Origin of the sequence: Streptomyces bambusae (genome assembly GCF_020532645.1) — a bacterium.
In the GTDB taxonomy this organism is placed as follows: domain Bacteria; phylum Actinomycetota; class Actinomycetes; order Streptomycetales; family Streptomycetaceae; genus Streptomyces; species Streptomyces bambusae.
Map to the genome: position 1 here is coordinate 26,110 of NZ_JAJAUZ010000025.1, position 11,985 is coordinate 38,094.

Sequence of the window (11,985 nt, forward strand, 5' to 3'; positions counted from 1 at the left end):
CCGCTCGCGCAGCGCGGGTGGGCGCGCCGGCTCGCACCCGAGAAGGCGTCGGGCGCCGGTCAGGGGTGGGTGGGTGGGGTGAGGGTGGTGAGGTCCAGGGTGAGGGGGAAGGGGACCGGGCGGGTGAGGGTGTCGCGGAAGATGCCGGCGGGGGCGTAGGCGCCGGTCGGCTCGTCGAGTTCGTAGCCGTGGACGACGGGGGAGCCGTCCTCGTCCTCGATGCACCAGTAGTGCGGGATGCCGGCCTCCGCGTACTTGTTTGCCCCCGGAGCTTGACCGTGCGGTCCCGGTGGGCGGACTCGGGGAGGCGACCTCGATGACCAGCGCAACGTCCTCGGGCGCGTACCAGGTGCGGTCCGCCGATTAGGGAGCGGTGGTCAGGAGCAGGTCCGGCTCCGGGCGGTTGCGTGCATCGAGCCTTATGGTCATCTCGCGCTCGACCTCGAAGCCGTCGGGGGCCTGGGCCATGAGGGCGACCGTGAGGCTGGTGACGAGGCGGCCGTGCCACGACCGTCGGGGCGACGTCATGAAGACGAGGGATCCGTCGATGAGCTCGGTGTGGCGGGGCGCCTCGGGGAGGCGGTCCAGGTCCTCCGCGAACCAGCCCTCCGCGCGTGGCGGGCGCATCCAGTCGGGCAGTGCGGTCATGGGGAAACCCTAGCGATTCCAGGGCCCCCCGCGGCCCCCTCGGAACGGCGCCGGCGGCGACCGGCATACTTCGTCGTGACTGATCGTGGAGGGGTGTGGGTGTGAAGCTGGCCGAGGCGTTGGTGCTGCGGGGGGAGGCCGCGCGGCGGGTCGAGCAGTTGCGGGCCCGGGTCGCGGGGAGCGCGCGGTACCAGGAGGGCGAGGAGCCGGCCGAGGACGCGGCGGGGCTGCTGGACGAGGCCGGGGAGGCGCTCGACGAGCTGGAGTCGCTCATCCGGCGGATCAACCGGACCAACGCGGCCGCCGTGCTCGCGAGCGGCGCGACCCTGACGGACGCGCTGGCCCGCCGGGACGTGCTGCGGCTGCGGCACGCGCTGGTCACCGACGCGGCCGATGCCGCCGCCGGGCGCGGCCAGCACGGCGGGCGGCAGCTGCGGTCCGAGCTGCGGATGCTCGCCGCGCTCCCGGTCGGGGAGCTGCGGGCGCAGGCCGACCGCATCGCCCGCGACATCCGCGAGACCGACCTGCTCATCCAGCGCTCCAACTGGGAAGTGGACCTGCTGGACTGACGTACGGGTGTCAAGGGTGTGGAGAGTCGGTAGGCGCCGCGGAGGCGTGCACGAGCCGTGACCGGCGGTCAATCCGGTCCGCGGTGCGCAGGGAGCAGCGCTGGGGTTCGAGTCCCCGTTTCACAACGCAGCTCAGCACGGCGCACAGGTGACGGTGCACGACGCACAGTTCATCACCGCGTGCAGATCCGCAGCGCCGAGGGCGGGAACGGGGACCTCTCCACCACCGGGCCTGGGAGATCCGGGCGGTGCGGGCCGGGACCGGCCGGGTGCTGGTGCCGCGGGACGGGCCGGCGACGGGACCGGGGGGCCGGCGGTGCTGGTGTTCACCGTGCCGTGAGCGGGTGCCGGCGGCCGCTCCGGCCGGGTTCCGGCCGGTCCCGAGTGAGACGCCGGTCATGTTCGAGGGCGGATTGCAACCCTTTGGGGGCAGATCGCATCAGGTAGGGCGGGGATGCCCAGCCGATCTGTCCCGTGGGGGCAGGCATGACCGTTCGGAGCGAGTTCCGTGCACCAGTACCCGCAGCGACCGCGGCCCGATGACCAGCCGTACCCGAACCCGTACCGGGACCAGGCGCCCGGGCCCGGGCACGAGCCGCAGCAGCAGTGGTACGGGCAGCAGCCGCACCCGGACGCACCGCCGCAGCCGCAGCAGGGCCGGCCGTACGGATACCCGTACCAGCAGCCCCAGCAGCCGCAGCCGCAGCCGTACGGGCAGCCCCAGCAGCCGCAGCCCTACGGGCAGCCCCAGCAGTCCCAGCCGTACGGGCGGCCCCAGCAGCCGCAGCCGTACCAGCAGCCGGCGTACGGCACCCAGCCCCCGCCGCCCCCGTACGCCGAGCAGCCCCCGTCCGCCTCGCACGTCGGCGGGAGCACGGCCGGCGGGAGCACGGGCGGCGGTGACGAGCCGCCCGCGCCGCCCCGCCGGTCCCGGCGCCGCGCCTGGATCGGGGCCGTGACCGCGGTGGCCGTGCTTGCGGGCGGTCTCGGCTTCGCCGGGTGGAAGCTCGACTGGTTCAACGACAACGGCGAGCCCGTCACCTTCGGCCAGACGCCCACCGCGGCGGGCAAGCAGGGCGGGGACGGCGCGAAGGACAAGAAGGAGGACGGGTCCTCCGGGGTCTCGCTGCCCACCGGTCCGGCCGCCGACTTCACCCGCACCAGCCGCCTCGACGACGGCACCTCCATAGCCAAGACCCGGCTCACCGGCGCGAAGTCCGGCTTCACAGGCGACGTGTGGGTCTGGGTCCCCAAGGAGTACAACGACCCGAAGTACGCGAAGAGCGCCTTCCCGGTGCTGATCTCGCTGCCCGGCGGCAACGGCTACCCGACGAACTACTGGGCGGACCGCAGCCTCGGCCTGCAGAAGGCCGTCACCCAGGGGGTCAAGGACGGCACCAGCCTCCCCTTCATCCTGATCATGCCGGTGCTCAACCCGGACGAGCGGAACTACTACGACGGCTCCGACATCCCCGGCCAGCCCAGGATGGGCACCTGGATGGCCGAGGACATCCCCGCCTTCACCAAGGCCAACTTCCGCACCTTCACCTCGCGTGACGGCTGGGCCTTCATGGGCAACTCCTCCGGCGCCTTCGTCGGCCTGAAGATGGTCATGCAGCACCCCGACCGCTTCAAGGCCGTCATCGCGAGCGGCGGCGAGACGGCCCCCGACTCCCCGCTGTGGCGCGGCGACAAGAAGCTGATGGACGCGAACGACCCGGGCAAGCTCGCCGAGAAGCTCAGCCGCGGCACCGGCCCCGAGGTGTACGTCAACTTCCAGATCGGCACCAAGGAGGGCAGCCAGGACCTGGCCCGCCTGAAGAAGTTCGAGAAGGACTACGGCAAGGGCCCGGTGAAGATCACCACCCGGGTGATCCAGAACGGCGACCACAACGGCTGGGACTACGTCCGGGGCATGCAGGAAGGCTCCCTGGAGTGGATCAGCAAGGTCATGGCCAAGCCCGTCCCGGACGCCGGGTGACCGCCGTGCACCAGCCCCCGTACCAGCAGAACCAGGAGCGCCGCCGGCCCGAGCCGCCCCGGCGGCGGCGGCTCGGCCGCCTGCTGCTGATCGGCGGCGCCCTCTTCTGCGCGCTGCTCGTCACCGGCGGCGCGGCCGCGTGGAAGTTCGGCCTGCTGTCGGACAACGGGAAGCCGATCTCCTTCGGCCGCCCCGGCGACCGGCCGGACCCGCTGCCCGGCCGCCCCGGCGTCAGCATGCCCAAGGGCCCGTCCGCCGACTTCGTACGCGCCTCCCGGCTCTCCGACGGCACCGAGATCGGCCGCACCACCCTGGTCGGCGCGAAGTCCGGCTTCACCGGCGACGTGTGGGTGTGGGTGCCCAAGGAGTACAAGGACCCGCGGTACGCGCGCAGCGCCTTCCCGGTGCTGATCTCGCTCCCCGGCGGCCGCGGCTACCCGAAGAACTACTGGATGGGCACCGGCCTCGGCCTCCAGAAGGCCGTCACCGACGGCGTCCGCAACGGCAGCAGCCTGCCCTTCATCCTCGTCATGCCGGTCCTGAACCCGGACAAGAAGTTCTACTACGACGGCTCGGACATCCCCGGGCAGCCCCGGATGGGCACCTGGATGGCCGAAGACGTGCCGGATTTCGTGAAGGCGAACTTCCGCACCTTCGAGTCCCGCGACGGCTGGGCCTTCATGGGCTCCTCCTCCGGCGGCTTCGTCGCCCTCAAGCAGGTCATGAAGCACCCCGAGCGGTTCAAGGCGGTCATCGCCTCCGGGCCGGAGACCGCACCGGACTCCCCGTTGTGGCACGGCCACCGTGCGGCGAAGGACGCCAACAACCCCGAGCTGCTCGCCCGCCGGCTGATCGAGACGAAGGGCCCCGACGTGTACGTGGCCTTCCAGATCGGCACCCGCGAGACCGGCCGCGACAAGCTGGAGCGCTTCATCCGCCGGTACGGCCACGGCCCCGTGCACACCCGCCTCCAGGTGATCGAGGATGGCGAGCACAACGGCAAGTCGTACGTCCGCGGCATGCGGGAGGGCTCCTTGGAGTGGATCAGCCGGGTGCTGCTGGCCCCGACCCCCGACCCGGTGGCGGCGACCGGCCACGACGCCGGTCCCGACGTCTGATGGCGGCCTGGCTCAAGGGCCTGGTCGCCGCTGCCACCGGCACCGCCACCCTGTTCGCGGTGGCGGTGGCCCGGTACGACGGGACGGCGCCGCTCCCGTTCCCCACCGTCGGCGTGCTCATGGCCGACGGGCAGCACTGGTGCACGGCCAGCGTCGTCGACAGCCCGCGGGGCAACGTGGTCGCGACCGCCGCGCACTGCGTGAGCCCGGCCGGCGAGGACGGCGAGCCGGGCGAACTCGCCCACGACGGGCTGGCCATCGGCAAGCTGTCCTTCGTGCCCGGCTTCTCCGGCGAGGGCGGCGGCAACCGCCCGCTGGGCACCTGGAAGGTCCGCTCGGTGCACGTGGACGACCGCTGGCGGCTGCACGGCGACGACACCGCCGACTTCGCCTTCCTCACCGTCGAGCCCGACGCGGACGGCCGCAGCGTCCAGGACGCCGTCGGCCACGGCGCGGCACCCGCGCCCGACTGGGACTCCGCGGTCGAGCGCGACGTGACCGTGGTCGGCTACCCGGAGGAGGACCACAACCCGGAGAACCGCCCGGTGTCCTGCACCACGCAGACCACCGAGGACGAGGACGAGGAGGGCATGCTCTACATCAACTGCGCCGGCTTCTGGACCGGCACCAGCGGCAGCCCCTGGGTGGCCGACCGCGGTGCGCAGGGCGATCCCGGCCGTCTGATCGCCGTCCTCAGCGGCGGCGACACCGACGAGGACTCCACCGCGGCCCGCTTCGACGGCCGCGCGAAGGCGCTGTACGAGCAGGCGGCCGAGGGGTAGCGCCGGCGGGGCCGCCGGCGGGGCGGTCAGCCCCGGCGCTCGGTGCTGACGATCACGCAGACGCCCGCCACCACGATCGCGCCGCCGACGAGAATCGGCCAGGTCAGGGCCTCGCCGAGGACCAGCGCACCGAGGAAGACGGCCACGACGGGGTTCACGTACGCGTACGTGGAGACCAGCGACAGCGGGGCCGACTGGAGCAGCCAGGCGTACGCCGTGAAGGCCAGCAGCGAGCCGAACACCACCAGACCGGCCAGCGCCACCCACGAACGGGCCGAGAAGTCGCCCGGGTCCAGCCCCGTGTGCTCGCCCCGGACCAGCCCCGCCAGCACGGCCGCGAACCCGCCGAACACCATCTCGTACGCGCTCGCCGTGAACGGGTTGGCCGGCATCGGCAGCTTGCCCGCCGAGAACGAGCCCAGCGACCACAGCAGGGCCGCGACCAGGATCAGCACCACGCCCGACAGGCGCACGTCGCCGCTGAGCCCCGGCAGGGTCAGCACCGCCAGCCCGGCCATGCCGATCACCACCCCGCCGAGGGTGGGCAGCGGCGGCCGGTCCCCGGCCGCGGTCCGCAGCAGCACCACCCACATGGGCACCGCCGCCACCAGCAGCGCGGCCAGCCCCGAGGGCACCGACTGCTCGGCGACCACCACCAGGCCGTTGCCGCCGAGGATCAGCAGCAGTCCCACCAGGGCCGCCGAGCCCAGCTGCGCCCGGGTCACCTTCAGCGCCGCCGGGCCCTGCCGCCAGGCCACCAGCCCGGCGAGCAGCAGTCCGGCGGTGATGAAGCGGGCCCCCGCGGAGAGGAACGGCGGCATGGTCTCGACGACGATCCGGATGCCGAGGTACGTCGAACCCCAGACCACGTAGACGATCCCGAGGGCCGCCCAGACCGCTCCGGTGACCCGGCGGGCGGGGGCGGCCGGTGCGGCGTCCCCGCCCGCGGGGGTCGGTTGGCCCGTTTCCGCAGGATTTGATATGCGCATGACGTTGCATCCTAGGGATCGGGTGGCCTCCGGGCCAGAATCCTGCCCGGGATCGGGCAGGATTCGCAGGAATGGGCGGGTCGCACTGCTCCGGCCCGGCTTCCCTGGCGTTTCCTCCGGCTTCTTTCGGCCCCTGTCCCGGCCTCTGTCCCGGCCTCTGTCCCGGCCTCTGTTCCGGCCTCTGTTCCGGCCTCTGTTCCGGCCCTGTCCCGGCCTCTGTCTCAGCCCTTCAGGAGCCCGTTCAATTCCCCGTACGGGAGGGCGCCCTCGACGGAGGTGTACGTGCCGGCGCCCAGCAGCTCCCGGGTGGCCCGGGCGGCGACCGCGTACGCGGCGGCGGCGACCTCCGAGCCCAGGCTGATCCGGGCCGCCCCCGCGGCGGCCAGCTCGGCCACGGCCGGGGCGCCGGGGCCGACCAGCAGGTTCAGCGGGGCGTCGATGCCCTTGGCTAGCTCGGCCACGGTCTCCGGGTCGGTGACGCCCGGTACGAAGATCCCGGTGGCCCCGGCCGCCAGGTAGCGCTCGGCCCGCGCCAGGGTCTCGGCCAGCCGGGCCGGGCCGGGCTCGCCGAGCCCGAACAGGTAGGTGTCCGTGCGGGCGTTGATGTAGAGCGGCACCCCGCTCGCGTCGGCGGCGGCCCGGGCCGCCGCGATCCGGTCGGCCAGCTCGGCCGGGTCCCGGTCGGCGTCCTCGATGTTGATGCCGACCGCGCCCGCGGCGATCACCTGGGCCACGGTCTCCCCGACGGCGTCGGCGTCCGCCCCGTGCCCGCCCTCGATGTCCGCGGTCACGGGCACGCCCACGGCGGCGGCCACCCGGGCCACCAGCTCGACGGCCCGGTCCCGGGCGATCGCGTCGCCGTCGGGTGCGCCCAGGCTCCAGGCCACCCCGGCGCTGGTGGTGGCCACGGCCGGCGCACCGGCGGCCTCGACCACCCGTGCGCTGGCCACGTCCCAGGCGTTGGCGAGGGCCAGCGGGCGGCCGGGGACGTGCAAGGAGCGGAAGGTGTCGGCGAGTTCGGCCCGGTTGCGCTGCTGCGGGTGCTCAGTGGTCATGGGGGCAGTCCATCATCCGGCGGCCGGATCCGCTCGCGAAAATCCGACACGTAGGGGCCGGGCGCGGGGCGGTCGGGCCGGGGTGCGGGGCCGTCTGCGCGCTCCCGTGCGCCGAGGCCGTACTTCGCGGAGTCGACGCGGTTTTGCGGGCCGGGCGGCCGGTGGCGGGATCTTGTGCCGGGCGGGGTGGGTGCGGCAGGTGCCCAGTTCATGGCGGCTGTGTGGCGTCTACAGGCTTCCGCCGGGCGCTGCCGGGGCGTTTGTGGCTGCCGTGTGGCGTGCCTGTGAAGCGTTCCTCGTCCTCTTGTGGGATCTCGGTGAGGTGGGTCAACCTTTCGGTGGCGGACGGGAGTTGGCGTTCACGCTCTTGTCATGTCCACGTCTGCCTCACCCCCCGCAACGCACCACCTATGAGGAGGACCCCTCACATGACCGTGATGCGTCCATCACGCCGGAAGATCGCCGGCATCAGCGCGACCGCCGTCGTCGCGCTCGTGCTCGGCGCCGCCTCCGCCCTGCCGGCCTCGGCCGCCCCCGGCGCCGCAGCCGAAGGCGTCATCGAGAACGCCGGCGCTCCGGGATCCATAGCCGGCAGCTACATCGTGACCCTGGACGGGGCCACCGCCGACTCCGCCGCCGGCCGGGCCATCGCCCGCGAGTACGGCGCGACGATCCGCCGGACGTACAAGAAGGCGCTCAACGGCTACTCGGTGCAGCTCTCCGAGGCCCAGGCGCGCAAGCTGGCCGCCGACCCGGCCGTCAAGTCGGTCGTGCAGAACCGCAAGTTCACGATCGACGCGACCCAGCCCAACCCGCCGTCCTGGGGTCTGGACCGGATCGACCAGAAGGCGCTGCCGCTCAACTCCAGCTACACCTACCCGGACAAGGCCGGCGAGGGCGTCACCGCGTACGTCATCGACACCGGCGTGCGGATCAGCCACTCGGACTTCGGCGGCCGGGCCTCGAACGGCTACGACGCGATCGACAACGACAACACCGCGCAGGACGGCCACGGCCACGGCACGCACGTCGCCGGCACGGTCGCCGGCGGCGCCTACGGCGTGGCCAAGAAGGCGAAGATCGTCGGCGTCCGTGTCCTCGACAACTCCGGCTCCGGCACCACCGAGCAGGTCGTCGCGGGCATCGACTGGGTCACCCAGAACGCGGTGAAGCCGGCCGTCGCCAACATGTCGCTCGGCGGCGGCGCCGACTCCGCGCTGGACACCGCCGTGCGCAACTCGATCGCGAGCGGCATCACGTACGCGGTGGCGGCGGGCAACGAGTCCACCAACGCCAGCACCAAGTCCCCGGCCCGCGTGACCGAGGCCATCACGGTCGGCGCCACCACGAGCAGCGACGCCAAGGCGAGCTACTCGAACTACGGCACCGTGCTGGACCTGTTCGCCCCCGGTTCCTCCATCACCTCCGGCTGGAACAGCAGCGACTCGGCGACCAACACCATCTCCGGCACCTCGATGGCCTCCCCGCACGTCGCGGGCGCGGCGGCCGTCTACCTGTCGCAGAACCCGGCCAGCACCCCGGCCCAGGTGAGCACCGCCCTGGTGAACGCGGCCACGCCGAACGTGGTCGGCAGCCCCGGCACCGGCTCCCCGAACCGCCTCCTGTTCGTCGGCGGCGGCACCACCGTCCCGCCGGGTCCGCGGTTCGAGAACACCGGTGACTACGCGATCAACGACAACTCCACGGTCGAGTCCCCGGTCACCGTCAGCGGGGTCCCTGGCAACGCCCCGGCCACGCTGAGCGTCGCGGTCGACATCAAGCACACGTACATCGGCGACCTGAAGGTGGACCTGGTCGCGCCGGACGGCTCCGTCTACACCCTGCACAACCGGGCCGGCGGCAGCGCGGACAACATCCTCCAGACCTACTCGGTCAACGCCTCCTCGGAGGTCGCGAACGGGACCTGGAAGCTCCGCGTGAACGACAACGCGAACATCGACACGGGCAAGATCGACTCGTGGGCGCTGCAGTTCTGATCCCTGCGGCGCGCGTGCGTACGGTCTGACTGTTCGACTGCTGCCCAAGGGGCGGCCGCCACCGGCGGCCGCCCCTTCCGCCGTCCGCCGCCCGGGTGACGGCGATCATCACTTCGGGTGAAACTCTGGCCTTTGCTTGCGGTCTTCAACCACGGGTTGCCACGCTGTCGCCGTCTGTCAACCTGATGGGAGTGCCAGTGACTTTCGGTGAGCAGCCGGCGTATCTGCGCGTCGCCGGGGACCTGCGGCGGAAGATCGTCGACGGGTCCCTGCCCCCGCATACCCGGCTGCCCTCGCAGGCCCGGATCCGGGAGGAGTACGGGGTCTCCGACACGGTCGCCCTGGAGGCCCGCAAGGTCCTCATGGCGGAGGGTCTGGTCGAGGGCCGCTCCGGCTCCGGCACGTACGTACGGGAGCAGCCGGTGCCGCGCCGGGTGGTCCGCTCCGGGTACCGCACCGGCGGGGTCTCCACCCCCTTCCGCCAGGAGCAGGCGGAGGGCGGCGCCCGCGGCACCTGGGAGTCCCGCAGCGAACAGACCACGGCCGGCGCCGAAGTGGCCGAGCGGCTCGGCATCAAGGCGGGCGACAAGGTCATGTGCACGCGGTACGTGTTCCGGGACGCGGGCGAGGCGATGATGCTCTCGACCTCCTGGGAGCCGCTCGCCGTCACCGGCCGCACCCCGGTCATGCTCCCCGAGGAGGGCCCGCTCGGCGGCTGCGGAGTGGTGGACCGGATGGCCGCCATCGACGTGGTCGTGGACAACGTGGCCGAGGAGGTCGGCGCCCGGCCCGGCCTGGCCGAGGAGATCCTCACCCTGGGCGGCGTACCCGGCCACGTGGTCCTGGTCATCAGCCGCACCTACTACGCCTCCGGCCGGGCCGTGGAGACCGCCGACGTGGTCGTCCCGGCCGACCGCTACCGGGTCTCGTACCACCTGCCGGTCCGGTAGACCGCTCCGGCGGACCGGACCGACGCCCGCGCCCATCCTGCCGGGGGCGCATCCACGCCCTCCTGAGCGGCCTCCGGAGCCCCGTCGCGGGCCGTCCGGGGGCCGTTCCGTTTCTCGCGCGCGGGCGGCTCCGGCGGTTCCGCCGCCGTTCAGGAGCCCTTCACTCCCACCGGGGCGCCGGCGTGCGCCGCGGCGGGGGCACGCGCGGCGCCCTCGTACGCATGGCCGAATGCGTACGCCGTGACGTATCTCTTCGTGAAAACCCGTATCCGCTCCGTGAAGGTCGGGCGTAAGCTCGGGCATATGCGTTATGCGGTTTCCTGGGCGAGCACGTCAGCGGAGGGTGAAGCGCGATGAACGACAGCGGTGCCGAGCTCCCGTGGCTGGTCATACGACAGGACGACAACGGCAACCGCTACCGGGTGGGCAGGTACCCCAGCCGGGCCGAGGCCGAGAAGGTGGCCGCGAGCCTGGAGGACCACGGGCACCGGCAGCTCTACTGGGTCGAGCGGATCGGACAGACCGCCACGGCGAACTGAGGCACCCCCAGCGGGGTGCCATAGGCTCCGTCCATGACTGTACGAGTGGTCGTGGGCGGAGCCGTCTGTCGTGAGGGGCGCCTGCTGGCCGCACGCCGCAGCGCCCCGCCGGAGCTCGCCGGACGCTGGGAGCTCCCCGGCGGCAAGGCCGAGCCCGGCGAGACCGGGCCCGAAGCGCTGGTCCGCGAGCTGCGCGAGGAGCTCGGCGTCGAGACCGAGGCGTTGGAGCGGATCCCGGGGGAGTGGCCCCTGAAGCCCGGCCTGGTCCTGCACGTGTGGACCGCCCGGCTGCTCTCCGGCGAACCGCAGCCGCTCGAGGACCACGACGAGCTGCGCTGGCTGGGCCCGGACGAGCTGGACGCCGTCGACTGGCTCGACCAGGACCGGCCGGCCGTCGCCGAGGCGGGGCGGCGGCTGCGCACGGCGGGCACGGCACGGGGCTGAGCAGTCCGACGGCCGCGGGTCCGCCGGGCCGCTTCGGCCGTCGCCGGCCGCTGCGGCGTCGCCCGCACCGCAGCCGGCAGCGGCACCGTGCCCCGCGGCGCTTCCGTGCGCCGCGCTCGGGCGGGCGCACGGATCTGCCCGTGTACGCCGTGCGGGGCGCGGGGGCCGGGGGTGTACGCCGTTCGTGCCACAGTGCGCCGGTGGGTGGGGGCCGGGGCGGTACGACGCCCCGGATATCGGGTATGTCGCTATTAATCCCCATCTCATTCCCCTGACGAACCGGACTGGGGGCCGCCTGCTGGCCCGGGAAGTGATCGGCGTGATCGATTCCGAATCCGACTGCGCCGACAGCGCCGAATGGGCTTTCCCCGCCGAGCCCGGCGCCGTACGCACGGCCCGCCACGCCGTGCGCGGCGCCCTCCGCTCGTGGGGCCTCGACGCGGTCGTCGACGTCACCGTACTGCTGGTCAGCGAGCTGGTCACCAACTCGCTGCGCTACGCATCCGGTCCCATCGGAGTCCGCCTGGTACGGCAGAATTCGGCCACGGACCACACGGAACACGGGCCGGCCCTCCTCGTGGAGGTTTCCGATCCGCTTCCGGATCCGCCCCGCGAACGGGTCGCCGCACCCGATGACGAGGGCGGCCGGGGCCTGCACCTCGTGGCCGTCTCGGCCCAGCGCTGGGGAACCCGGCACGGGAAGACGGGCAAGACGGTGTGGTTCGAGTTGGCCCTGCCTGGTGAGTAACAGTGTGAAGAGCCCGCGATCACCGGACCGGCGGCGCCCGCGGCGGGGCGTCCGGAGTCCGGAGCATCACGGGCGGAAAACGAACGAGACCTTGCTGTGATCGTGAACGCCGTGCCGTCCGTGGCCGTGGTGCTGAATACTTCGTCCATGGCCGGTCCGGTTGCG

General features: G+C 73.1%; 11 protein-coding genes and 1 pseudogene. 9 read left to right on the forward strand and 3 right to left on the reverse strand.

The genetic code is table 11. The annotated features are described in order from the left end of the window. Positions 1 to 59 precede the first annotated feature (59 nt). A pseudogene (locus tag LG634_RS18840) lies at positions 60 to 648 on the reverse strand (Uma2 family endonuclease). Between the two features lie 101 nt (positions 649 to 749). Between LG634_RS18840 and LG634_RS18845 the strand changes: the two are divergent. The 4 genes from LG634_RS18845 (at position 750) to LG634_RS18860 (ending at position 5,098) form a co-directional block, all read left to right on the forward strand. Then, entirely contained in the window at positions 750 to 1,217 is a 468-nt protein-coding gene (locus LG634_RS18845) for a DIP1984 family protein (protein WP_226735097.1), read from the forward strand. A 508-nt stretch (positions 1,218 to 1,725) separates the two neighbouring features. Then, the gene (locus LG634_RS18850; RefSeq protein ID WP_308072567.1) at positions 1,726 to 3,198 is read left to right on the forward strand and encodes an alpha/beta hydrolase-fold protein; all 1,473 of its coding nucleotides are present in this window, start codon (positions 1,726 to 1,728) and stop codon (positions 3,196 to 3,198) included. Positions 3,199 to 3,203: 5 nt separating this feature from the next. Next, on the forward strand, positions 3,204 to 4,316 hold the full coding sequence (locus LG634_RS18855) for an alpha/beta hydrolase (protein ID WP_226735036.1): 1,113 nt from the start codon (positions 3,204 to 3,206) through the stop codon (positions 4,314 to 4,316). Beyond that, entirely contained in the window at positions 4,316 to 5,098 is a 783-nt protein-coding gene (locus LG634_RS18860; RefSeq protein ID WP_226735037.1) for a trypsin-like serine peptidase, read from the forward strand. The genes LG634_RS18855 and LG634_RS18860 overlap by 1 nt, the downstream gene beginning before the upstream one ends. A gap of 26 nt (positions 5,099 to 5,124) precedes the next feature. Here LG634_RS18860 and LG634_RS18865 read toward each other — a convergent pair whose 3' ends face one another. Both LG634_RS18865 and LG634_RS18870 read right to left on the reverse strand, forming a co-directional pair. Beyond that, positions 5,125 to 6,087 (reverse strand): EamA family transporter, encoded by a 963-nt coding sequence (locus LG634_RS18865; RefSeq protein WP_226735038.1) that lies wholly within the window; start codon positions 6,085 to 6,087, stop codon positions 5,125 to 5,127. Positions 6,088 to 6,308: 221 nt separating this feature from the next. Continuing rightward, entirely contained in the window at positions 6,309 to 7,142 is an 834-nt protein-coding gene (locus LG634_RS18870) for an isocitrate lyase/PEP mutase family protein (protein WP_226735039.1), read from the reverse strand. Between the two features lie 428 nt (positions 7,143 to 7,570). Here LG634_RS18870 and LG634_RS18875 point away from each other — a divergent pair, with 428 nt between their 5' ends. The 5 genes from LG634_RS18875 (at position 7,571) to LG634_RS18895 (ending at position 11,820) form a co-directional block, all read left to right on the forward strand. After that, complete coding sequence (locus LG634_RS18875) at positions 7,571 to 9,139, forward strand: S8 family peptidase (protein WP_226735040.1); 1,569 nt, start codon at positions 7,571 to 7,573, stop codon at positions 9,137 to 9,139. Positions 9,140 to 9,336: 197 nt separating this feature from the next. Beyond that, the gene (locus LG634_RS18880) at positions 9,337 to 10,089 is read left to right on the forward strand and encodes a GntR family transcriptional regulator (protein ID WP_226735041.1); all 753 of its coding nucleotides are present in this window, start codon (positions 9,337 to 9,339) and stop codon (positions 10,087 to 10,089) included. Positions 10,090 to 10,442: 353 nt separating this feature from the next. Next, complete coding sequence (locus LG634_RS18885; protein ID WP_226735042.1) at positions 10,443 to 10,628, forward strand: SPOR domain-containing protein; 186 nt, start codon at positions 10,443 to 10,445, stop codon at positions 10,626 to 10,628. Between the two features lie 33 nt (positions 10,629 to 10,661). Beyond that, positions 10,662 to 11,072 carry a (deoxy)nucleoside triphosphate pyrophosphohydrolase gene (locus LG634_RS18890; RefSeq protein ID WP_226735043.1) on the forward strand — a complete coding sequence of 137 codons (411 nt, stop codon included), beginning with the start codon at positions 10,662 to 10,664 and terminating at the stop codon, positions 11,070 to 11,072. Between the two features lie 310 nt (positions 11,073 to 11,382). Next, entirely contained in the window at positions 11,383 to 11,820 is a 438-nt protein-coding gene (locus LG634_RS18895; protein ID WP_226735044.1) for an ATP-binding protein, read from the forward strand. Positions 11,821 to 11,985 lie beyond the last annotated feature (165 nt).